Source organism: Klebsiella sp. I138 (assembly GCF_051131765.1).
Lineage (GTDB): Bacteria > Pseudomonadota > Gammaproteobacteria > Enterobacterales > Enterobacteriaceae > Klebsiella.
The window spans coordinates 1,147,402-1,169,384 of record NZ_CP180447.1; the positions used below are offsets into that span (position 1 = coordinate 1,147,402).

The following is a 21,983-nucleotide window of genomic DNA, read 5'->3' on the forward strand; positions in this document are numbered from 1 at the left end:
TCCCTGTCTCAGTTTTTGTTAAAATTTTGTGTAAAATTGATCGACTCGCTTTTCTACAGGCAAATGGAGTGTCTGCCTGAAATATAATCAGCCAAGCAGTAAGTGAGAGCACAATGTCGAATAAACCGTTTGTTTATCAGGATCCTTTTCCCCTTAAAAAGGATGACACCGAGTATTATCTCCTCAGTCGTGATTACGTCTCCGTCGCCGAATTCGCCGGTCAGGAAGTTCTGAAGGTTGAGCCTCAGGCGCTGACCCTTCTGGCACAACACGCTTTCCACGACGCTTCCTTTATGCTTCGCCCGGCGCATCAGCAGCAGGTCGCCGATATCCTTAACGACCCGGAAGCCAGCGAAAACGACAAATATGTCGCCCTGCAGTTCCTGCGTAACTCCGATATCGCGGCGAAAGGCATTTTGCCGACCTGCCAGGATACCGGTACCGCGATCATCACCGGTAAAAAAGGCCAGCGCGTGTGGACCGGCGGCGGCGATGAAGCGGCGCTGGCGCAGGGGGTATATAACACCTATATCCAGGACAACCTGCGCTACTCGCAGAATGCTGCGCTGGACATGTACAAAGAGGTCAACACCGGTACCAACCTGCCGGCGCAGATCGATCTCTATGCCACCGACGGCGACGAATACAAATTCCTCTGTATCGCCAAGGGCGGCGGTTCGGCTAACAAGACCTACCTGTACCAGGAAACCAAAGCGCTGATCACCCCGGCGAAGCTGAAAAGCTACCTGGTTGAGAAAATGCGCACCCTCGGTACCGCGGCCTGCCCGCCGTACCATATCGCCTTTGTCATTGGCGGGACCTCGGCGGAATCCACGCTGAAAACCGTGAAGCTGGCCTCGACCAAGTATTACGACGGTCTGCCGACCGAAGGTAATGAACATGGCCAGGCGTTCCGCGATATCCAGCTGGAGCAAGAGCTGCTGCTGGAAGCGCAAAACCTCGGTCTCGGCGCGCAGTTCGGCGGCAAGTATTTTGCCCATGACATTCGCGTTGTGCGTCTGCCACGCCACGGCGCTTCCTGCCCGGTGGGGATGGGCGTCTCCTGTTCCGCCGATCGCAATATCAAAGCGAAGATCAACCGGGAAGGGATCTGGATTGAAAAACTGGAAAGTAACCCAGGTAAATACATTCCGGAATCACTGCGTCAGGCCGGTGAAGGCGAGGCGGTGAAGGTCAACCTCAATCAGCCGATGAGCGAGATTCTGGCGCTGCTCTCGCAGTACCCGGTATCGACCCGACTGTCGCTCAGCGGCACCATCATCGTGGCCCGCGATATTGCCCACGCGAAGCTGAAAGAGCTGCTGGATAACGGCGATACGCTGCCGCAGTATGTAAAAGATCACCCGATCTACTACGCCGGTCCGGCAAAAACACCCGATGGCTATGCCTCCGGCTCGCTTGGCCCGACCACCGCGGGGCGCATGGACTCCTATGTCGACCTGCTGCAGTCTCACGGCGCCAGCATGGTGATGCTGGCGAAAGGCAACCGCAGCCAGCAGGTGACCGACGCCTGTCATAAACACGGCGGGTTCTATCTCGGCAGCATCGGCGGCCCGGCGGCGGTTCTGGCGCAGCAGAGCATCCGTAGCCTGGAGTGCGTGGCCTATCCGGAACTGGGTATGGAGGCTATCTGGAAAATCGAAGTGGAAGATTTCCCGGCGTTCATTCTGGTGGATGACAAAGGTAACGACTTCTTCCAGCAGATTCAGACCTCGCAGTGCACACGTTGTGTGAAATAATTGCAGCCGCCCTCCGGGGCGGTTTTTTTATGTCGCTTAGCGGCACGAACGACCAAAATACAATTAAAAATTTGACCAATACTTAACCCTTTATAGCAGGTGAGCTTTGTCGCAATTACGTACTTTGTATTCAAGGAGAAAGTAATGACAACGCATCGCAGTGAAAAAGACTCTATGGGCGCGATTGACGTGCCTGCCGATAAGCTATGGGGCGCACAAACCCAGCGTTCGCTGGAGCATTTCCGTATCTCGACGGAAAAAATGCCGACCGAACTGATTTATGCGCTGGCGCTGACCAAGCGAGCCGCAGCGAAGGTGAATCAGGAACTGGGGCTGCTGGCCGCAGAGAAGGCCGGGGCGATAATTCAAGCCGCTGATGAAGTTCTGGCCGGCAGACATCCCGATGAATTCCCGCTGGCCATCTGGCAGACCGGTTCCGGCACCCAAAGCAACATGAATATGAATGAGGTGCTGGCCAACCGTGCGAGCGAGCTGCTGGGCGGCGTGCGAGGCATGGAACGGAAAGTACATCCTAACGATGACGTTAATAAGAGCCAGAGCTCCAACGACGTCTTTCCGACGGCGATGCACGTTGCGGCGATTATCGCATTACGTGAAACGCTCATTCCCCGGCTTAACGAACTGAAACAGACGCTGAGCGACAAATCTGCGGCGTTCAATGACATCGTGAAAATTGGCCGTACGCATCTGCAGGACGCGACACCGCTGACCCTGGGGCAGGAATTTTCCGGCTGGGTGGCCATGCTGGAACACAATCTTCGCCACCTTGAACTGAGCCTGCCGCACCTGAGCGAACTGGCGCTGGGCGGTACGGCGGTGGGTACCGGCCTGAACACGCATCCGGAATATGCCGTACGCGTAGCGGCGGAGCTGGCGACCCTCAGCGGCCAGCCGTTCGTTACGGCACCGAACAAATTTGAATCCCTTGCCACCTGCGATGCGCTGGTGCATGCCCACGGAGCGCTGAAAGGGCTCGCCGCGTCGTTGATGAAAATCGCCAACGATGTGCGCTGGCTGGCTTCCGGCCCGCGTTGCGGCATTGGTGAAATTGCCATCCCGGAAAATGAACCCGGATCATCAATTATGCCTGGCAAGGTCAACCCGACGCAGTGCGAAGCGCTGACCATGCTGTGCTGTCAGGTCATTGGGAATGATGTGGCGGTGAATATCGGCGGAGCTTCTGGTAACTTCGAACTGAACGTCTATCGCCCAATGGTGATTCATAATTTCCTGCAATCGGTGCGCCTGCTGGCCGATGGCATGGCGAGTTTTAATGAGCACTGTGCGACTGGTATTGAACCGAATCGGGAACGCATCAACCAGCTGCTCAATGAATCCCTGATGCTGGTCACGGCGCTGAATACGCATATTGGCTATGACAAAGCGGCCGACATTGCCAAAAAAGCGCATAAAGAGGGGCTGACGCTCAAAGCATCCGCGCTGGCGCTCGGCTATTTGACGGAAGCTGAGTTCGACAACTGGGTGCGCCCGGAACAGATGGTCGGCAGTATGGCTAGTCGCTAGCCAGCCACAGGTGCAGCCGCGGAATAAGCAACCTCAGCGACTGCGCCTGCGGCTTATAGCGGTATTGCACATTATCCGCATCGTAGTTCAGTAACTCTCCGATATCCGGCACGCTCACCCCCTGAGTGCCGGATATCAGCGTAATGAGCGGGCCAGGGCAGGCGTACTGCACCTGCTTTTGCGCATTGGCATACCACACCCTGGCGATAGGCTGGACCTTCACCGGCCGTTTAATCTTGAGCCTGGCCCGCTGCGGCAGAGCCGCAATATCCTGATATTCTCGCTCCAGCTTGCTCTGCCACTGCTCGCGCGTCCAGGGCGGCACCGCGCGCGGTGATTGCAGGCTTTTTTCCAACTGCATCAGCACTTCATCACGCGTGAGATTTTTAATCACGTGCTTATTGGCCCAGCCGAAACGAACGGTAGTCGGGTCGCGCAACACCGTTAAGGTGCGATAGGCGCTGAGGGTGATAAGCCCCGGCAGATGGCGGTGGACCCATTCAAAACGCGCCGCGGCGGGCAGGCCGGAATCGACGGTGATTATTTTTTCGAAAGCCGCTTTCAGCGCATTGATACGAACAATACTCTGCAATAAAACCGCCTGTTCCTCGCCATCGGATTGCAGGCAGATGGCGCCGGGGAGGCGGACGGCAGCTTTGCTGCTACGGCTTTCCGACTGCTGCTGGATGAACAAGTGGCCGTAGTGTCTGAGCGCCATTTCCAGCGCCGCCTGACCAATATGCTGAACCACCGGAATCGTCTCCAGCGGATCGTGTTCAGCCTCCTTACTGACGGCCGGCAGCTCAAACACCCGGGCGGCCAGCAGGCGACAGGCGCGTAAGTGCATCTGGAGCGTCTGCAGCTCACGTTCTAGCTGGCGAAAGGTATCATTCAGTCGTTCAACGAGGTCGTAGCTGGCCATGCCAATCACCTTAGTTACAACATACTATTTAATTTTTCACTATACGCAGGCCGAAGCACCTGCGCAAGAGGGGTCAGGCAGCGCTTAAATCGGGCAACTGATGGTAGACTGGCCAGCTAAAGCAAAAGCGGGCGCCGCCCAGGGAACTGGCTTCGCATCTCACTTCCCCGGACATGGCCTGGGCGATGCTGTGGACTATCGCCAGCCCAAGTCCACAGCCGCCGGTAGCCCGGTCACGGCTGGGATCAAGACGGACAAAGGGCTCAAATACGCGCTCGCGTTCTTCCGGGTCGATGCCCGGCCCGTCATCTTCAACCTGTAGCGTTGCTCGCGACCCCTGGAGCATCAGGCTGACATGAATACGCTGGTTGCTGTAGCGCAGAGCGTTGTTGACCAGGTTATCCAGCACGCGCTCCATCAACCGCATATCGAGGGCGCCATAGTCGCCGGCGACCACCTCGTGCAGTAGCACATCGCGTTGCGGATTGACCATCTGAATCTCTTCAACGTGTGCGTCTATCCAGGCCGGAAAGTCTGGCGTCGTCAGGCTAAGCTCATTCTGCGGCCGGTCCAGGCGGGCGTAGGTCAACAGCTCCTCGATTAAGGCTTCCAACTGGCCAATATCGCGGTTCAGTGCCTGGGATTCCGCTTCGGTTAGATTTTCGCTCATCTCCAGACGATAGCGCAAACGCACCAGCGGGGTACGCAGTTCGTGGGCGATCCCGTCAATCAACAGCTTCTTGCTGGCGATCAGCGCGTTTATGTTGTCGGCCATTTGGTTAAAGGCCACGCCCAGGCGTTCGAAGCTGGACATACTGTCAAAATGAATTCGCTCGGTAAAATGCCCTTCGCCAAAGCGTTGCGCGGCGGTCTCAAGGCGCAGCATATCCTGCCAGTGGGGGCGCATCCAGATAAACACCGGAAAGGCCAGCGAGATGGCGATAAAAGCCATCAGGGCGACATCCAGCAAACGCATCTCATGCAGGAAGTAGAGGTAGGGAACGGGGCCGACCGACAAAACATAGTGGCTTCGCGGGATACGTTGAATAAAGGTGTATTCGTCATCGAGGGCGACAATATCCCCGGCGCGCAGATGCTGCATTGAGTTTTCCGAGAGCTTAAATTTGCTCAACGGCTCAATGTGCAGATCGAACGACAGATTAAGATCCAGCTCCTTCAGCGTTTTACTCCAGTCGCGAGGCGGGATTTCCCGCAGTTCGCTGCGCATCAGGTACAACGAACTTTTCATCAGATCGTCCAGCGACTGCCGGCCCGCACGTTCGGCGGTGAATTTATACACCAGCCCCACCAGCATCGTCATGACCAGGAAGCAGACGAACAGCAGAAGGTAAAACTGCACAAACAGCTTTTTCATAAAATCCCACCGAAATATAGACGGTTAACTATATCGCTTTTACGTTCAGCAGCGCTATGGGGGAGCCGATATTCCCCCTGGCCTGACCCTACAGCCATTGAACCGTCGAATGAGGCGCAGAGAGATCAACAAAAAACCACCCGCAGGTGGCTTTCTTGTTCAGCCTGCGCCCAGGCGACAAATTAATTGTCCCAGGCGTGGGGGGCGAACAGATACCCTTTGTTGCGTACCGTCTTAATACGATAGGGTTCGGTCGCGCTGTCGAGCAGCTTTTTCCGCAGGCGCGAAATGGCAACGTCGACGCTGCGATCCATGCCGTCGTAGCTGACGCCGCGGAGATTTTTCAACAACGCATCGCGGTCCATAATCTGCCCGGCATGGGTGGCCAGTTCCCATAACAGTTCAAAATCCGCCGTAGACAGCGCCACGCTCTCGCCGCCGAGCAGCACCTGACGGTTGACGGGGTCAATGAGCAGTGAACCGAAGGCGATGGATTTATGCGGCGTAAGAGACGCCGGAGCGCTGGTCACGGGAACGGCGATGTGCTGGCGTAAATGCAGGCGCAGACGTGCCAGCAATACGGCAGGCGGCGTGGTCTTCAGGATATAATCGCTGGCGCCCATTTCCAGCGACAAAATATGATTCATATCGCTGTCCAGCGAGGTGAGCAGCACAATCGGACCTTGCCACTGTCCGCGCAGATCGCGGCATAGCGTCATACCATCTTTACCCGGCAGCATAATATCCAGCAGCACCAGATCGGGTTTTTCTCGCGCGATAACCTCTTCAGCCCGGTCACCTCGCGGTTCCACCACCACGTCCATATCGTGCTTTCCAAGATAGGCGGCGATCAGCGCGCCGACTTCCGGATCATCCTCAACAAAAACGATCTTATTCATATCTTACTTGTACGGGAAAAAGAATTAACATACACCGCCACCAAACTGCCTGCCATTAATCTTTTATAAAAATATACTTCATCCTTCAGACAGCCCCGGCCACAGAGCTTTCTGTGCTCAAAGGGCATCACCCGTTTGCTGCCTTGAGGCCACGTAAATGATATTGTGTGCAAACGGACTTCCGCGATGCGGCATCAACTTGTTGTTTAGATGTTAAGGCTTAATGAATGGGATTGTTGTTAAAAGGCTTGATCGGGGCGCTGGTTGTGGTGCTAATTGGCGTGCTTTCAAAAACTAAAAATTATTATATTGCCGGGTTGATTCCGTTATTCCCGACGTTTGCGCTTATCGCCCATTATATTGTGGCCAGTGAACGCGGGATTGAAGCGCTGCGAACGACCATCGTATTTGGCATGTGGTCAATCATTCCCTATTTTATCTATCTGCTGTCGCTATGGTACTTCACCGGAATTATGCGCCTGCCGCTGGCGCTGACGGGCGCAGTAGGGTGTTGGGGACTGTGTGCCTGGCTGTTGATCCTCGGCTGGAGTCGGTTCCACTAGCGCAGGTGTCTGCCACCGTCGACGGCAAAAGAACGGCCCGTCACGAACCTGCTGGTGAACAAATAATTGAGCAGATCGATAATTTCTTGTTCGCCCGCCACGCTTTTCATGAGCGATTTATCCAGCGCCTGCTGGCGATATTCGGCATCATCGCCCTCATTAAACATGATCAGCGACGGGGCAACGGCATTGACTTTAATTTCTGGCGCCAGCTTACGGGCAAATGAGCGGGTCATATTATCCAGCGCCGCTTTGCTGGCAGCGTAGGCGATATGTTTATCGCTGCCGCGTTCGACGACATAGTCGGTAATATGAATGATGTCACTGGCTGCGTGGCCGTGCCCGCGCAGAAGATTTTCCAGCGCATGGTTGAGCAGATAGGGGGCATGAACGTGGATTTGCATCATGCTGGTCATCACCGTGCTCAGCGGAATACCCGGCTTTTCAGCCATCCAGTCGCTGGCGTTATGGATAATAGCGCGCAGGCCGCCGCCGGCGTGGAGTTTAACCGCTTCGGCAAAGGTCATTATCTGGTCATCGGTACTAAAATCGGCGGCGAGACAGACGGCGCCGGCCTCGCGTAGAGCGTCAATGGCCGGGTAGTGGGTGCGATAGCTGACGATAACGGGCTGCTGCTGATTCAAAAAATGGTGCGCCAGCGCGAGGCCGATGCGGCGGCCTCCGCCGGTGATGAGTATCGGGCGAGGCTGTCGGATAGTCATAGGTGTCTCCTTTGAGTTCAGCAGCAGGGCGACCGCTTACCCCACCAGCATCCACGTTGCCGGTACAGCGGCAACCAGCAAAAAACCAATTAAGGCTAATTCACGGCGTTTGAGCATGCGATCGTGCTGGTGGGTACGGCGAGCGTACAGGAAAACCAGAAGACCCGGAGCGTAAAGTATCACTGACAACAATAAATGCACAGGGCCGGACGCATATAATAACCATAAGCCATAAAGACATGCACCGATACCTACCGCCTTATGCAGCGGGCGTACAGCAATCTTCAGCAGGAAGGCACCCACGAGGAAATAGGGCACCAGAATCATCTCGGATGCGATGGTCAGTAACGTATTGTAGTCCGACTTTGTCAGCCAGATCAGCACCAGTGAAACCTGTACGCTGATATTGGTTAACCACAAGGAGGCCGACGGGGCGTTATTTTTATTCTGTCGGGCAAAGAGGCGCGGGAATGCTTTATGCGTCGCGGCCAGCCAGGGAACTTCCGCCGCCATAATGGTCCAGCTCAGGTATGCGCCACACACGGAAATAATCAGCCCGGCGGCGATCACTACCTCACCCCACGAGCCCATCATTTTTACCATCAGACCGGCCATCGACGGGTTCCGCATTTCCGCCAGTTCCGGACGGGCGACCACGCCTAAAGAGAGCAGGGTCACCAGCAGATAAACCACCAGTGCGGAAAGTACCGCCAGCAGCGTAGCGCGACCAACGTCCTGTTTATTACGTGCACGGGCGGAAACCACCACCGCACCTTCCACGCCGATAAACACCCACAGAGTGATAAGCATGGTGTTCTTGACCTGCTCCCAGACGGGAACCCCGAGCGCCACACCGCTGAAATCAAGAGTGAACGTCTCCAGACGAAAGGCCATGACGGCGAGAACAATAAATGCGCCAAGCGGAATCAACTTGGCCAGAGTGGCGATCAGGTTAATCCCCGCGGCAGTCTGGACGCCGCGAAGCACCAGAAAGTGAACGACCCACAGCAGTACCGAGGCACCGACGATCGCCTGCCAGGTATTACCATTGCCAAAAATAATGGCGTCCGGGGTATCGGTGAAGAAACTGAGTGCGGCAAAGACAATCACCAGATAGGAGACGTTGGCGATCACTGCGCACAGCCAATAACCCCAGGCGGAGCAGAAACCGACAAGTTCACCAAAGCCTTCTCGCGCATAGGTGAAGATCCCGCCGTCGAGGTCGGCGCGAATGCGCGTCAGCAGCAGCATGGCGAAGGCGAGGAACAAAATCCCCACGCCGGTTATCGCCCAGCCAATCAGCAGGGCCGATGGGCTGGCGACGGCCGCCATATTTTGCGGCAAGCTGAATACGCCTGCGCCTAACATAGAGCTCAGTACCAGGGCGGTCAAGGCGCTGAGGCCCAGTTTCTTTTCCATTGTATTCCCGAGGTGACAGCAGTGAATCAAGAATATTTATTTGGCGAAATCGCATAAAAATGGAGGATTACGCTAAGGCGCGGGATTTTACGGAGTGTCTTGTGCGCATGCAATGGCGGCGGGTGAAAAAAAACAAAAAGGCGGCACATTGCCGCCTTTTTGCACAGTTCAGATGCGATTATTTATACAGATCTGCGCTGATGGTGATGTTACCGCCACGTTCCTGCCACTGGCGGGTAATGTGGTAGTACTTCGCCCCTTTCTTAGCAGCGCGCTTGGCGGTCTGGTAAGAAATCTCGGTCATGTTGCCGTAGTTACCGGTGAACTTGATACTGTCGAACGGCGCCATCTGAGCCGCGGTTATCTTGTTCACTTCTTCAACTTTGGTGCCATCCGGTAGCGTGACGGTGTAACGCCCACCTTTTGATGACTGCGTTTCGAAGAAGCGACCTACGCCGGTACCGGAACCGACGGCTGCCGTTGTTGCAACGCCCGGAATCTCAACGTTTTTCGCAGCAACGCCGCCTTCAGCCAGCGCAGCGCGCCCGGCTTCCGAGTCTGCCGGAATAGCATCCGGGCTCTGCAGAACGCGTTTCCTGGCATCGGCTTTATAGACATAAGCGGTGATGCGCTGGTTGCCGCCCTGGTTGGCATCAACCTGACGAACAATAAAGAAGGAGGCCGCACCTTTGGCTTTCGCCGCTTTAGTGATCGCGTCATTCACTTCTGGCTGGCTGCGATAGAAGCCCTGGACTGTCACGGTGTCAAACGGTTCGAGCTCGACGGCCTGATCCTTTGGCAGTTCCATCACGCCGTTGATAATGCGATTTTTCGGGGCATCCGCCTGCGGGGCGTTGTCTTTATACAGGTCTGCCGTTACGCGCCAGTTGCCGCTGTTGCCATAATCAGAAGTGTCGACAACATAAAATGAGGCTGCGCCATCTTTGTCCGCTTTGCGGGACATTGCTTTTACCGCGTCGCCGATGGCGTTAAAACGGCCCGTGATCACCACACGATCGTAGGGTTTTAGCGCCGTCGCCTGCTCCGGAGTCAGCTCGGTCGCTGCATGGGCTGACAACGCTGTCGTAGCCAGGAGAGCAGACGCCAGGAGTGAGTTCTTAAGCTTCATAAAAATAATCCTTTGCCTTGCGCAAACCATGTACTGGTATTGTTGTTGACTGATAACGCTCGATTATTGCATTTAAAAGGAGTGACTGTCTGCGTCATTTTTTGCTTACCGCCCGAATCGTGCATCACAATAATATAACAATTTCTGATATGTTGAAAAAACAGCCTCTTGACCAGCAAAATTGATAATCAATACCACTTTTATAAGTTAACGTAATGTTAATGTTATGTTCTGACTGGCGATTAATGGCGTATTAGCGCACCAGCTAAGCGATTTATCAGGCCTGGCTACAAATTTAAGGTAAATATTGCTGCCTGACACGGTTCGCGTTGCGTTTTACCAATAAAATCAAAATTTCTGTTTTATCGCAGTAGATCACAATCGGTATTTTCAGTAGGTTATAAAAAGTTTGTTACTGTTTCATTTTTTCAGGCGCTGGAAAAGAAACGGCATGTTTTGCCGCTTAACCGTCGTCTGTGAGAAAAGAAAACCATCATCAAAAACCGATGGAAGGGAAAACTATGCGTATCGGGGTACCAAAAGAACGGTTTGCCAATGAAACCCGCGTCGCTGCCACACCAAAAACGGTGGAGCAGCTGCTAAAACTCGGGTTTACCGTTGCCGTTGAAAGCGGCGCGGGCCACCTGGCGAGTTTCGATGACCAGGCATTTGCCCAGGCAGGTGCAGAGGTTGTCGACACCGCTGAAGTCTGGCAATCGCCCATTATTCTGAAGGTGAATGCGCCTGAAGAACATGAAATTGCGTTACTTAATCCAGGCACCACGCTGGTGAGCTTTATCTGGCCGGCACAAAATCCTGAGCTCATGCAGAAGTTAGCGGCTCGCAACATCAACGTGATGGCGATGGATTCCGTGCCGCGTATTTCGCGCGCTCAGTCGCTGGATGCATTAAGTTCGATGGCCAACATTGCCGGCTACCGTGCGATTGTTGAAGCCGCCCACGAGTTTGGTCGCTTCTTTACCGGCCAGATCACTGCGGCAGGGAAAGTCCCGCCGGCGAAGGTGATGGTTATTGGCGCCGGTGTTGCCGGACTGGCGGCCATCGGTGCGGCGAACAGCCTTGGTGCCATTGTTCGTGCGTTCGATACCCGTCCTGAAGTAAAAGAACAGGTGCAGAGTATGGGCGCCGAGTTCCTTGAGCTGGACTTTAAAGAGGAAGCGGGCAGCGGCGATGGTTATGCCAAAGTGATGTCCGAAGCCTTTATTAAAGCGGAAATGGCGCTGTTTGCCGCCCAGGCCAAAGAAGTTGACATCATCGTCACCACGGCCCTGATCCCGGGTAAACCGGCACCGAAGCTGATCACCCGCGAAATGGTGGATACCATGACGCCGGGCAGCGTGGTGGTCGACCTGGCGTCGCAGAACGGCGGCAACTGTGAGTACACTGTCCCAGGCGAAGTGGTGACCACTGCCAACGGCGTGAGGATCATCGGCTATACCGACCTGCCGGGTCGCCTGCCGACGCAGTCCTCTCAGCTGTACGGGACGAACCTGGTTAACCTGCTGAAACTGCTTTGCAAAGAGAAAGACGGCAATATTACTATCGATTTTGACGACGTTGTGGTGCGCGGCGTGACCGTGGTTCGCGAAGGCGAAGTAACCTGGCCGGCGCCGCCGATTCAGGTTTCCGCTCAGCCACAGGCTGCCGCGAAGACCGTAGAGGCGCCGAAAGAGCCAGAAAAACCGGCTTCACCATGGCGCAAATACGCGCTGATGGCGCTGGCCATTATTCTGTTTGGCTGGCTGGCCAACGTAGCGCCGAAAGAGTTCCTCGGCCACTTTACCGTGTTTGCGCTCTCCTGCGTGGTCGGTTATTACGTGGTGTGGAACGTTTCCCACGCGCTGCATACGCCGCTGATGTCGGTTACCAACGCCATTTCAGGGATTATTGTTGTCGGGGCATTATTGCAGATCGGCCACGGTGGCTGGGTCAGCTTCCTGAGTTTTATCGCGGTGCTGATCGCCAGCATTAATATTTTTGGTGGTTTCACCGTTACTCAGCGCATGCTGAAAATGTTCCGCAAAGGATAAGGGGTAACACATGTCTGGTGGATTAGTTACAGCTGCATACATTGTTGCCGCGATCCTCTTTATTTTTAGCCTGGCAGGGCTTTCCAAACACGAGTCATCTCAGCAGGGCAACTACTTCGGTGTTGCCGGGATGGCTATTGCGCTGATCGCCACCATTCTGGGGCCGGACAGCAGCAACGTAGCGTGGATTCTGCTGGCGATGGTTATCGGTGGTGCGATCGGTATCCGTCTGGCGAAGAAAGTCGAAATGACCGAAATGCCTGAGCTGGTGGCGGTTCTCCACAGCTTCGTCGGCCTTGCGGCGGTGCTGGTGGGCTTTAACAGCTACCTGCAGCATGAAACCGGTATGGATCCAATTCTGGTCAATATTCATCTGACCGAAGTGTTCCTCGGCATCTTCATCGGTGCGGTGACCTTTACCGGTTCGATCGTGGCGTTTGGCAAACTGTGCGGCAAAATGTCGTCTAAACCGCTGATGCTGCCGAATCGGCATAAGCTGAATCTTGCGGCGCTGGTGGTCTCCTTCCTGCTGCTGGTGGCCTTTGTCCGCACCGACAGCACCGGGACCCAGGTTCTGGCGCTGCTGGTAATGACCGTTATCGCTCTGGCCTTTGGCTGGCACCTGGTGGCTTCTATCGGCGGGGCAGATATGCCGGTGGTGGTGTCAATGCTGAACTCCTACTCCGGCTGGGCCGCAGCGGCAGCGGGCTTTATGCTTAGCAACGACCTGCTGATCGTGACCGGTGCGCTGGTCGGTTCGTCGGGTGCGATTCTGTCTTACATCATGTGTAAGGCGATGAACCGCTCATTCTTCAGCGTCATAGCCGGAGGGTTCGGGACCGATGGTTCTTCCACGGGTGGCGATGAAGAAGTAGGCGAACACCGCGAAATCAGCGCAGAAGATACCGCTGAGATGCTGAAAAACTCGCATACCGTCATCATTACCCCGGGCTACGGCATGGCGGTGGCGCAGGCGCAGTATCCGGTTGCGGAAATCACCGAAAGATTGCGTGCCCGTGGCATCAAAGTACGTTTTGGTATTCACCCGGTTGCCGGTCGTTTGCCAGGGCATATGAACGTGCTGCTGGCGGAAGCAAAAGTGCCATACGACGTGGTGCTGGAGATGGATGAAATCAACGATGATTTCACCGATACCGATACCGTGCTGGTTATCGGCGCTAACGATACCGTTAACCCGGCGGCGCAGGACGATCCGAAGAGTCCTATTGCCGGGATGCCGGTGCTGGAAGTGTGGAAAGCGCAGAATGTGGTGGTCTTTAAGCGTTCAATGAACACTGGCTATGCCGGTGTACAAAACCCGCTGTTCTTCAAAGAGAACACCCATATGCTGTTTGGTGATGCAAAAGCCAGCGTCGATGCGATTCTGAAAGCGCTGTGATGATGTGCACGTCTAAATAATGTTTGATTCTGAAGCCGTCTCTGCTGAGACGGCTTTTTTATATATCCAGCAAGGCCATTAATTGCTCATAAAGTCGTCAGCCCAGGGTGCTATACTAAGTCTGTTTTTTCACCACACTGAGGATATTATGGATACCGAATTAACCCCCGCGCAAATGGCAATTGAGTTTCTGCGTCGTGACCCTACAGCATTAACCCCCGCGCAGTACCTGAAAAAATTCAAACTTCTCGAACTGGAATTTGCGGATTTGATGTCGCTCTCCTCCAACGAGCTGAAAGAAGAGATCGATCACGCCTGGCGCTTAGGTATCCATTAAAAGCATTATTGCTGTCTATGTGTTGACGATGACGGGGCCGAAAGGCCCTTTGTTTTTTTCCGTAGGCGGTGGGAACCCCGTCAGGAGAACGGATAAAAAATCCCCTGACAAGCAGGGGATTTTTTATCGAGGATGATACGGCGATGGGTTAATCGTCGTCTTCGTCATCCATTTCAACCGGGGTTTTATACTGCTCCGGCTTGAGGACCAGCAGGTCGCAGCGCAGATGGTCGATGACCTGTTCGGCAGTATTGCCCAGAAAGGCCGCTGACAGTCCGGTGCGCCCGACGGTGCCCAGAACAACAATCCCCGCCTGCAGATGTTCAGACAGGTCAGGAATCACTTCTTCAGGCAGCCCTTTTTCAACGTGGGTACGGTTTTCATCAATGCCGAATTTTTGCCGCAGAGCCTTCATAGCCAGCAAATGCTGACCGCGAATGGCATCGTTGTAGATGCTGGGGTCAAAATCGGGCAGTTCAATGGCGATATTAATCGGTGTCACCGGGTAGGCACCGACCAGGTGGACTTCGGTATGGTTGACCTGGTCTGCCAGTTCGAGGGTTTCTTTGACCAGTTTTTCGTTTAACGCGTCGTGGTAGTTTTCTTCACTTGCCAGATTGACGGCCACCAGCGCTTTACCGCCTTCCGGCCACGGCTGATCTTTAACCATCCACACCGGGCATGGACATTTGCGCAGCAGGTGCCAGTCGGTAGGCGTAAAAATAACGGCCTCCAGCTTGTCATGCTGGTGCGCCATTTTCAGCAGCAAGTCATGCTTGTCACTGAGGATTTCCTGAATAATGGCTTCGAAGGGACGATTATGCCATACCACTTTAATATCAATGGGAATGCCGGATTCAATATAAAACCGGGCCTGTTCTTTGATCCAGGCGCTACGTTGGCTGATAACGCCCTGGCGCATCGCGGTTCGCTCATCGGGCGACAGCAGGGTGGTCATCTCATAGGAAAAATCGTAGATCGGCAAAAAGGCTTTGATGCGTCCACCAATCCGTTGGTGTAGATACACCGCACGCCGCAATGCAGGCTGGTCATCCTGATTGGGGTCGATTACTACCAGCATGTTCTGATACTTCGCCATACAGGGTCTCCTTACAACTGTAACTACAGTCTGTAATTAAAAAGATAACCTATATGGATGAAATGAAACAGGGGATCTCCCTGGCCAGATCAACAAATTAGAAAAAAAATGAGCGATCTGGCGGAGGGACACTGAGGATCAGGCGACGTTACGGGCCTGACCGGCGAGCTGAGCAAGCAGGTCGCTATTCTCGATGGTGATGTATTTGCCTTTTACCGCCAGCATGCCGCTTTTCTGGAAACGCCCCAGCAGACGGCTGATGGTTTCGACGGTCAGGCCGAGGTAGTTGCCGATATCACCGCGGGTCATCGTCAGACGGAATTCGCGAGGTGAGAAGCCGCGCTGGGCGAAACGACGGGATAAATTATAGATAAAGGCCGCCAGACGTTCTTCCGCATTCTTTTTGGAAAGCAGCAGGATCATATCCTGGTCGCCTTTGATCTCGCCGCTCATCAGGCGCATCATCTGCTGACGCAGATTGGGCATTTTACCAGAGAGGTCATCAAGCGTTTCGAAAGGAATTTCGCAAACCATTGATGTTTCCAGGGCCTGCGCGAAACTCGGATGCAGAGCGGTACCGATGGCATCAAAACCGACCAAATCACCCGCCAGGTGGAAGCCGGTAATCTGCTCGTCACCTTGTTCGGTAATGGTATAGCTTTTAATGGTGCCAGAACGAATCGCGTACAGGGATTTCAGCTCATCACCGGCTTTGAATAAGGTCTGCCCTTTCTGGATAGGCTTTTTACGCTCGATGATATTATCCAGCTGATCAAGCTCGTGCTCGTTCAGAGTAAAAGGGATGCAAAGCTGACTGATGCTGCAATCCTGACAATGGATTGCGCAACCGCCAGACTGAATGCGTCGTATAATTCTCTTTTCCGGGATCATAAGTCTGCTCAAGCCTTAATTGATATTAGTCAATTTTAACATCTTTTTGTTGAGCAGGTAAGTCTCGAACCGGTGAAACACGTAATATTAAAAGGGTAAAGGAATTATCACTTTTATCTCATTGATAATGCATCAAATGTTAGTCCAGATCATATTGTAAAGTTACCTGATGCTTCCGATAAAAGGCACGTAGCGTTAAAGAAGCAAATATCCCTCATGGCGCAATAACCACTCTTTACGCTGCACGCCACCGGCATAGCCTGTCATGGTGCCGTTGCGGCCGATAACTCGGTGGCAGGGCACGACAACGCTGACCGGATTCGAGCCGTTGGCCGCTCCGACCGCGCGGGCGGCGCCTGGTCGACCTAAGGCTTCCGCCAGCTGGCCGTAATGCATCACGTGGCCGCAGGGAATGGTACGCAGGGCCTGCCAGACTTCACGCTGAAAAGGGGTGCCTGCCGTTGCCGTAGGCAGCGTCTCAATGATGCCGAGATCGCCGGCGAAGTAGGCGTCAAGTTTATGACTCAGCCCGCCAGGATCGCGGGTATCGACGCGCTGATAGCCTTCATGGCGATAGTGCAGATCAAGCAGCTGCGCCATCCGGTCGCTATGCTCTTCCCACTCAACGGCGCGCAGGTGGAACTGCTCGTCGCAAAGTACCCATAGCGGCCCGAGTGGGGTATCGATTTTGTCCTGAAGCAGTACCAGCATCGGTTCTCCTTGTTCCCTGATTCGCAAGATAATTGTTGCCGTCTGTCGACAAGATATCACGCAGTCCGGTGTGGCAACTATACTCCTGAAAGATAATCCACTGCGCTGCGGGTAAAGACCGGAAACAGGAGGAAACATGACGCTCGTTTTCAATCTGCGCGGGGCTCCTGTAGCAGCCAGAATTGCTCACAAACCGTCCCTGAAGATGTTTATTTTTGTATTAATTACGCCGCGCGTGAACGATGGGTTTTTGCTACTTTTGGCTGGCGGCGAATTCCCCTGTGCGGAGGAGCGTTCAGTTCATATTTCTCAGCAGTTTGTCATACGCACGCGGATTAGTGAGAACTGGCTAATTCATCGGGAGGCACCCGGCGCCGCGCATAAATATACAGGCATTCCTTGAGTCAATTATTTTGCCAGCACCCCGGTGTTGGCATTTTTTTTATAATCATTAGAGGTATCGAAATGCAATATATGCTGACGGGAATTTTAATCTTGATTATCAGTGCGTTATTGTTGAACGCTGTCTCTCTTATGATCGAATCTGTTTATAAAATGCTGAAAGAAACGCATTTAAAAAAACGGCATCCGGTGGCTGGCGGTAAGCGGTTTTAAACGGGGTACATCGATACGGTTTTTTATGACCGTAGCAGCGCGTTCCTGGTGAAAAGTGTTGCATCGCGCCGCGCGGATTTTGGATGGTGGCCAGCTTCTGGCCACCCGGTATTATGAGTGCAGGCGTGGGTAAATACCCGGCCCGATAGGTAAACCCAGTACATACCATACCACCAGCATCAGTAGCCAGACGGCGAGGAATATCAGCGGGTAGGGCAGAACGAGTGAATAATAGGTACCGAGTTTTGCATCCGTACGGTAGCGTTGCAGGAAGCCGAGAAACAGCGGAACAAACGGCGATACTGGTGCTAACGGCAGGACGGACGAATCCGCGATGCGAAACAAAATCTGCGCAAAGGCCGGGTGAAACCCAAGCAGCATAAACATCGGCACAAAGATGGGCGCCAGAATGGACCAGATAGCCGAACCGCTGGCGATAAACATACACAGAAATGCCGACAGTAACGCCAGGCCAACAAAGGCCGGAACCCCGTTTAACCCCGCTTGTTCCAGCACATCAGTGAGTCCCACCGCCATAAATTTACCCATATTGCTCCAGTTAAAAATGGCAACAAACTGGGCCAGTGGGAACACCATGACAATAAACCCGGCCATCTCTTTCATCGGCTCAATCATTAACGGCGGCAAGTCCGCCTGACGACGAATTTTTCCGGTAGCGATCCCGTAGGCCAGGGAGACGAAGAAAAAGAAAAAAATAATCAGCGGCACAATACCTTTAATGAAAGGCGAAGGCATCACCGTGTGCTGGACGGGATCGCGTAAAATACCGTTCTCCGGCACCACCATAACGGCAATCAGGGCGATAAAAACCAACGATGCGATGCCGGCAACCCGTAGGCCGAAACGCTGTTCAGCCGTCAGCGCCTGCAGCCCGTCTTCGCTACGGCCTTCCCATTTTCCCAGCCGGGGTTCAACCAACCTGTCGGTGATAAGCCCGCCAACCAGCGTCAGAACGATGACGGAGCTGGCCATAAAGTACCAGTTGTCGATCACGCTCACATGCAGTGACCCATCCAATGTCTTTGCCGCCTCGGTGCTGATGCCGGAGAGCAGAACATCGGTCGTGACGATCAGCAAATTAGCGGTAAACCCGCAGCCGACGCCGGCAATTGCCGCTAGCAGCCCGGCGACCGGATGGCGACCGACGGCAAGAAACATCAGCGCGCCCAACGGTGGCATAATGACCAGCGCGGCATCGGATGAAATATGGCTAAAGAAGGCGATAAACAGCACCATATAGCTGGCATATCGCGCGCTGACGTGCGAGGCCATTTTGACCATTAATGCCGGCAACAGGCCCACCCGTTCGGCAAGTCCGGCACCGAGCACCAGCGCCAGAATGGCCCCCAACGGCGCAAAGCCGCTGAAGTTCTTAATCACGTTAGGCAGAAACCAGTGCAGTCCCTCGATGCTGAGAAGGTTTTTGACCGCCACGCTGGAGCCGTCCGTCGGGTTGATGACCTTTACGCCGAAGGCGGACAGCACGGCGGTCGCAACTGCCAGCGCGATTATCAGATAAATAAACAGCAAAAAAGGGTGCGGAACCTTATTCCCGATCTTTTCAACCCAGCTATAGAGCTTCCCGTTGGGGGAAGGCGACGGTATGGATGACATACTCATGGGCATTCCTCAGTCGTCGTTGTGTTAGTTGTTGTGTTTATTGCGTAAGTTATTTTTTTTATTTTAAAGGTGACGGTGTCACGTTTTTTGGGATCGGGCAATGATAGGCCTGTTCCTCGAGCTGCTGCGTCAGTTCTTGTTGACTGGCTTGCAGCAGCGTGGCATCGGTAAGCAGGCGGATTGCGGTGGCGCCGAGCACTTTCCCCGCCAGCAGCATGCCCTTGTGGGCGATGGCGGTGCGTCCCTGGCTCACCAGCTGCCAGGTATGCAGCGGTGTCCCGACCGCGAAGCAAGGGCTGAAACATTGGGCGACCGGGGTTTTCCAGCTGACGTCGCCGACATCGGTTGATCCCGCCAGGATATTATCGGTAGCGGCCCAGGGGGCGACTTCATCAATCAGGACCGTCTCACGGTGACGACGGGCGAAGCGTTTTCCCTCTTCGCCGCCGGTGCCGGCGATATTCTTCAGACTGTTGTTGAGATCGTTCTCGCTCAGCGTGGCGCGAATTTGGTCGGCAAACTCGCGATCCTGTGGACTCCAGGCCGGTGTGCCATAGTGGCAAACGGCTTGATACATTGCCGCTTCCAGCGTGCGGTTGGGTAAATAGCTGGAGCAGGCTTTTTCGAAACGACAGCCGACCGTCGTTTCCGTCATCAGCGCCGCGCCCTGGGCGATTCTTTCGATGCGGGCATAGATTTGCTGCGCATCCGCCATCTCCGGTGCGCGGATCAAATAGAGCACTTCCGCCTGGGCCTGTACGACGTTGGGCGAAATACCGCCGCTGTCGGTAATGGCATAGTGGACCCGCGCTTTCTCAATAATGTGCTCATTGAGGAAATTGGTACCGGTGGTCATCAGCGTGACGGCATCAAGGGCGCTGCGGCCCAGGTGCGGCGAATTGGCCGCGTGGGCAGCGGTGCCGCTGAAACGCCAGGCGGCCTGAATATTGGCCAGGGTGCTGGTGCTGAACATGCCGGCGTAGGCTTCCGGGTGCCAGGTTAGCGCCGCGTCCACATCATCGAACAATCCCTCACGCACCATAAACGTTTTCCCGGAACCGCCTTCTTCACCCGGGCAACCGTAGAAGCGAATTGTCCCGCTACCGCCGTGCTGCTGTAGCCAGCTTTTGCAGGCCACGGCGGCGGCGAAGGCCGCGGTGCCCAGAAGATTGTGACCGCAGCCATGGCCGTTTGCTCCGGGTGTCGCGGTAGCAGGATGCGCACAGTGCGCCTGTTGGCTTAGTCCGGCCAGCGCGTCGTATTCTCCGAGCAGGGCAATCACTGGTTTTCCGCTGCCGAAGCTGGCGATAAAGGCATTCGGGATCCCACCGGCCTCCAGGCGAATCTGAAACCCTTCTGCTTCAAGGGCGGCTGCCAGTCGCCCGGCGGACCAGAACTCTTCAAAGCGCGTTTCCGGATGATCCCAGATTTCATCGGCGATAGCGGTAAATTCTGCGGCACGGGCGGCGATTGCCTCATCAACATAACGGTAGATAGTCTCCATTACACACCTCGCTGCCAGGGAAAGTTGAGCGCGGTGAGGGCCAGAGTTTCTACGGCAATGGCCATTACGCTCTCATCAAAATCGAATTTTTCGTTGTGGTGGCCCGCGCTGAGTTCGGTGCCAAAAATCATATACGAGGCCAGGCCGTTATGTTGTTGAACCCGGGCCATCATCAGCGTGGCATCTTCAGACCCTGCCGGGGCGGCAATCCGGTCAATAGCCTGTTCGACGCCGGGAACCCGGGACGCCTGCTCGCGCAGATAGTTCACCCACGCCGGAGACGGTGCGCTGGAGGTCGCAGCGCCCATCAAGCGAACGTCGACGCTGGCGCCGTACATCGCCCCGGCGCCCTGAATAACTTCCTGCGCGCGCTCGAATACGTAACGGTTGATGGCTTCGGTTTCACCTCGGGTTTCCACCTTCAGTAGCGCACTGGACGGCACCACGTTTCGCCCGGTGCCTGCCTGCATAACGCCGACGTTGACGCGTGACGCGCCAGCGCTATGTGGCGCAATAGCGTGCAGGCCAATAGCCGCTTGCGCTGCGGCAAGCAGGGCATTCCGGCCATCCTCCGGTTTCCCGCCCGCGTGGGCTGCGACGCCGGTGAACGTCACGTCAAATTTGGTCGTCGCCATAAAATTATCACCGCCGCACACCACCGTACCTGCCGGCACGCCGGTACCGATATGGATGGCGGTAAAGTAATCAACATTGTCCAGTACCCCGGCGGCAACCATCGCCCGCGCGCCGCGGGTGCCTTCTTCTGCGGGCTGGAAAATCAGCTTGATGACGCCGCACAGGCTGTCGGCATAGTGCTGTAAAACCTGGGCCAGCCCAAGTCCGATGGCCGTATGGCCGTCATGCCCGCAGGCGTGCATCATCCCGGGATGACAGGAGGCAAAATCCTCGCGAAACGGGCGGTGGTGATCGTCAGTCTGTTCATTCAGATCGAGGGCATCCATATCGACACGAAAGGCCAGCGTCGGCCCGGGGCGTCCGGTGTCCAGCGTAGCGACGATACCGGTGAAACCACCTTCAAATGCGCTCAGCCACGGTTCCGGAGCCCCTTGCTCGCGGGCGCGTTGAAAGGCTTTTGCCAGCGTCGCCTCATCCGGCAGCCCCATTCGGCTGTCGGCATCGATAACATCGCGGCCCAGCGCCAGGTCATATCCCAGCTGATGCAAGTGGGCGGCAACCTTGCTGGCGGTGCGGAATTCGACCCAGCCGGATTCGGCGTAATGGTGTAAATCCCGACGCCATTGCGTCATCTCCGGCAGCAATTGGCGGATATATTCATTGAGTAACGGCATAACCTGTCCTGTCATATTTAAAAGTGTGATGCGCTTCACGGTGTGATAGCTTTTGCTTATCGCTGATGGGGTTTTTGTCATCGCATTCTTA

The 21,983-nt window shown here is 55.0% G+C and carries 20 protein-coding genes; 8 read left to right on the forward strand and 12 right to left on the reverse strand.

Annotated elements, in window-relative coordinates; translation table 11 throughout:
• The first annotated feature begins 113 nt into the window (after positions 1-113).
• Positions 114-1,760: a class I fumarate hydratase FumA gene (gene fumA / locus ACMYSK_RS05310; protein ID WP_434640802.1), complete on the forward strand. Its 1,647-nt coding sequence runs from the start codon at positions 114-116 to the stop codon at positions 1,758-1,760.
• 144 nt (positions 1,761-1,904) lie between these two features.
• On the forward strand, positions 1,905-3,305 hold the full coding sequence (fumC, locus tag ACMYSK_RS05315) for a class II fumarate hydratase (RefSeq protein ID WP_434640804.1): 1,401 nt from the start codon (positions 1,905-1,907) through the stop codon (positions 3,303-3,305).
• On the opposite strand, the gene tus is transcribed toward fumC, so the two are convergent.
• The 3 genes from tus to rstA form a co-directional block, all read right to left on the reverse strand.
• A complete protein-coding gene (gene tus / locus ACMYSK_RS05320; protein ID WP_434640806.1) occupies positions 3,295-4,227 on the reverse strand; it encodes a DNA replication terminus site-binding protein in 933 nt (310 codons plus the stop codon). The genes fumC and tus overlap by 11 nt on opposite strands.
• A gap of 73 nt (positions 4,228-4,300) precedes the next feature.
• Positions 4,301-5,602 (reverse strand): two-component system sensor histidine kinase RstB, encoded by a 1,302-nt coding sequence (gene rstB / locus ACMYSK_RS05325; protein ID WP_434640808.1) that lies wholly within the window; start codon positions 5,600-5,602, stop codon positions 4,301-4,303.
• Between the two features lie 182 nt (positions 5,603-5,784).
• Entirely contained in the window at positions 5,785-6,501 is a 717-nt protein-coding gene (gene rstA / locus ACMYSK_RS05330; protein ID WP_434640810.1) for a two-component system response regulator RstA, read from the reverse strand.
• Positions 6,502-6,728: 227 nt separating this feature from the next.
• Here rstA and ACMYSK_RS05335 point away from each other — a divergent pair, with 227 nt between their 5' ends.
• Positions 6,729-7,064, forward strand: a complete 336-nt coding sequence (locus ACMYSK_RS05335; protein ID WP_434640812.1) for a GlpM family protein — start codon at positions 6,729-6,731, stop codon at positions 7,062-7,064.
• Here ACMYSK_RS05335 and folM read toward each other — a convergent pair.
• The 3 genes from folM to ydgH form a co-directional block, all read right to left on the reverse strand.
• A complete protein-coding gene (folM, locus tag ACMYSK_RS05340) occupies positions 7,061-7,786 on the reverse strand; it encodes a dihydromonapterin reductase (protein WP_434640814.1) in 726 nt (241 codons plus the stop codon). The two genes, ACMYSK_RS05335 and folM, sit on opposite strands and share 4 nt — an antisense overlap.
• Positions 7,787-7,822: 36 nt before the next feature.
• Positions 7,823-9,205 (reverse strand): amino acid permease, encoded by a 1,383-nt coding sequence (locus ACMYSK_RS05345; protein ID WP_434640816.1) that lies wholly within the window; start codon positions 9,203-9,205, stop codon positions 7,823-7,825.
• Between the two features lie 178 nt (positions 9,206-9,383).
• Positions 9,384-10,334, reverse strand: a complete 951-nt coding sequence (gene ydgH / locus ACMYSK_RS05350; RefSeq protein WP_434640818.1) for a DUF1471 family protein YdgH — start codon at positions 10,332-10,334, stop codon at positions 9,384-9,386.
• 521 nt (positions 10,335-10,855) lie between these two features.
• On the opposite strand from ydgH, the gene pntA reads away from it, so the two are divergent.
• From pntA to ACMYSK_RS05365, 3 genes are all read left to right on the forward strand, one after another.
• Entirely contained in the window at positions 10,856-12,385 is a 1,530-nt protein-coding gene (gene pntA, locus ACMYSK_RS05355) for a Re/Si-specific NAD(P)(+) transhydrogenase subunit alpha (protein WP_434640820.1), read from the forward strand.
• A 10-nt stretch (positions 12,386-12,395) separates the two neighbouring features.
• Positions 12,396-13,784 carry a Re/Si-specific NAD(P)(+) transhydrogenase subunit beta gene (gene pntB / locus ACMYSK_RS05360; protein ID WP_434640822.1) on the forward strand — a complete coding sequence of 463 codons (1,389 nt, stop codon included), beginning with the start codon at positions 12,396-12,398 and terminating at the stop codon, positions 13,782-13,784.
• Between the two features lie 148 nt (positions 13,785-13,932).
• On the forward strand, positions 13,933-14,121 hold the full coding sequence (locus ACMYSK_RS05365) for a YdiH family protein (protein ID WP_069475905.1): 189 nt from the start codon (positions 13,933-13,935) through the stop codon (positions 14,119-14,121).
• A gap of 148 nt (positions 14,122-14,269) precedes the next feature.
• Here the strand turns inward: ACMYSK_RS05365 and uspE are convergent, their stop codons facing one another.
• From uspE to ogt, 3 genes are all read right to left on the reverse strand, one after another.
• Positions 14,270-15,220, reverse strand: coding sequence for a universal stress protein UspE (gene uspE / locus ACMYSK_RS05370; RefSeq protein WP_100685073.1), 951 nt, complete (start codon positions 15,218-15,220; stop codon positions 14,270-14,272).
• Positions 15,221-15,358: 138 nt separating this feature from the next.
• The gene (gene fnr, locus ACMYSK_RS05375; RefSeq protein WP_004862555.1) at positions 15,359-16,111 is read right to left on the reverse strand and encodes a fumarate/nitrate reduction transcriptional regulator Fnr; all 753 of its coding nucleotides are present in this window, start codon (positions 16,109-16,111) and stop codon (positions 15,359-15,361) included.
• 195 nt (positions 16,112-16,306) lie between these two features.
• Entirely contained in the window at positions 16,307-16,822 is a 516-nt protein-coding gene (gene ogt / locus ACMYSK_RS05380; protein ID WP_434640825.1) for a methylated-DNA--[protein]-cysteine S-methyltransferase, read from the reverse strand.
• A gap of 136 nt (positions 16,823-16,958) precedes the next feature.
• Here ogt and ACMYSK_RS05385 point away from each other — a divergent pair, with 136 nt between their 5' ends.
• A complete protein-coding gene (locus ACMYSK_RS05385; RefSeq protein ID WP_434640827.1) occupies positions 16,959-17,225 on the forward strand; it encodes a hypothetical protein in 267 nt (88 codons plus the stop codon).
• 62 nt (positions 17,226-17,287) lie between these two features.
• Complete coding sequence (locus tag ACMYSK_RS05390; protein ID WP_434640829.1) at positions 17,288-17,437, forward strand: hypothetical protein; 150 nt, start codon at positions 17,288-17,290, stop codon at positions 17,435-17,437.
• Positions 17,438-17,548: 111 nt separating this feature from the next.
• On the opposite strand, the gene abgT is transcribed toward ACMYSK_RS05390, so the two are convergent.
• From abgT to ACMYSK_RS05405, 3 genes are read right to left on the reverse strand one after another with little or no spacing between them, the layout of a single operon-like run.
• A complete protein-coding gene (gene abgT, locus ACMYSK_RS05395) occupies positions 17,549-19,078 on the reverse strand; it encodes a p-aminobenzoyl-glutamate transporter (protein ID WP_434640831.1) in 1,530 nt (509 codons plus the stop codon).
• 58 nt (positions 19,079-19,136) lie between these two features.
• On the reverse strand, positions 19,137-20,582 hold the full coding sequence (locus ACMYSK_RS05400) for a M20 family metallopeptidase (protein ID WP_434640833.1): 1,446 nt from the start codon (positions 20,580-20,582) through the stop codon (positions 19,137-19,139).
• The gene (locus ACMYSK_RS05405; RefSeq protein ID WP_434640835.1) at positions 20,582-21,892 is read right to left on the reverse strand and encodes a M20 family metallo-hydrolase; all 1,311 of its coding nucleotides are present in this window, start codon (positions 21,890-21,892) and stop codon (positions 20,582-20,584) included. Before ACMYSK_RS05405 ends, ACMYSK_RS05400 begins: the two co-directional genes overlap by 1 nt.
• Positions 21,893-21,983: the final 91 nt, after the last annotated feature.

Bases quoted from the DNA above. Each gene is read 5' to 3' on its own strand.
- fumA (WP_434640802.1), top strand. From the start codon at position 114: ATGTCGAATAAACCGTTTGTTTATCAGGATCCTTTTCCCCTTAAAAAG.
- fumC (WP_434640804.1), top strand. From the start codon at position 1,905: ATGACAACGCATCGCAGTGAAAAAGACTCTATGGGCGCGATTGACGTG.
- tus (WP_434640806.1), bottom strand. From the start codon at position 4,227: ATGGCCAGCTACGACCTCGTTGAACGACTGAATGATACCTTTCGCCAG.
- rstB (WP_434640808.1), bottom strand. From the start codon at position 5,602: ATGAAAAAGCTGTTTGTGCAGTTTTACCTTCTGCTGTTCGTCTGCTTC.
- rstA (WP_434640810.1), bottom strand. From the start codon at position 6,501: ATGAATAAGATCGTTTTTGTTGAGGATGATCCGGAAGTCGGCGCGCTG.
- ACMYSK_RS05335 (WP_434640812.1), top strand. From the start codon at position 6,729: ATGGGATTGTTGTTAAAAGGCTTGATCGGGGCGCTGGTTGTGGTGCTA.
- folM (WP_434640814.1), bottom strand. From the start codon at position 7,786: ATGACTATCCGACAGCCTCGCCCGATACTCATCACCGGCGGAGGCCGC.
- ACMYSK_RS05345 (WP_434640816.1), bottom strand. From the start codon at position 9,205: ATGGAAAAGAAACTGGGCCTCAGCGCCTTGACCGCCCTGGTACTGAGC.
- ydgH (WP_434640818.1), bottom strand. From the start codon at position 10,334: ATGAAGCTTAAGAACTCACTCCTGGCGTCTGCTCTCCTGGCTACGACA.
- pntA (WP_434640820.1), top strand. From the start codon at position 10,856: ATGCGTATCGGGGTACCAAAAGAACGGTTTGCCAATGAAACCCGCGTC.
- pntB (WP_434640822.1), top strand. From the start codon at position 12,396: ATGTCTGGTGGATTAGTTACAGCTGCATACATTGTTGCCGCGATCCTC.
- ACMYSK_RS05365 (WP_069475905.1), top strand. From the start codon at position 13,933: ATGGATACCGAATTAACCCCCGCGCAAATGGCAATTGAGTTTCTGCGT.
- uspE (WP_100685073.1), bottom strand. From the start codon at position 15,220: ATGGCGAAGTATCAGAACATGCTGGTAGTAATCGACCCCAATCAGGAT.
- fnr (WP_004862555.1), bottom strand. From the start codon at position 16,111: ATGATCCCGGAAAAGAGAATTATACGACGCATTCAGTCTGGCGGTTGC.
- ogt (WP_434640825.1), bottom strand. From the start codon at position 16,822: ATGCTGGTACTGCTTCAGGACAAAATCGATACCCCACTCGGGCCGCTA.
- ACMYSK_RS05385 (WP_434640827.1), top strand. From the start codon at position 16,959: ATGACGCTCGTTTTCAATCTGCGCGGGGCTCCTGTAGCAGCCAGAATT.
- ACMYSK_RS05390 (WP_434640829.1), top strand. From the start codon at position 17,288: ATGCAATATATGCTGACGGGAATTTTAATCTTGATTATCAGTGCGTTA.
- abgT (WP_434640831.1), bottom strand. From the start codon at position 19,078: ATGAGTATGTCATCCATACCGTCGCCTTCCCCCAACGGGAAGCTCTAT.
- ACMYSK_RS05400 (WP_434640833.1), bottom strand. From the start codon at position 20,582: ATGGAGACTATCTACCGTTATGTTGATGAGGCAATCGCCGCCCGTGCC.
- ACMYSK_RS05405 (WP_434640835.1), bottom strand. From the start codon at position 21,892: ATGCCGTTACTCAATGAATATATCCGCCAATTGCTGCCGGAGATGACG.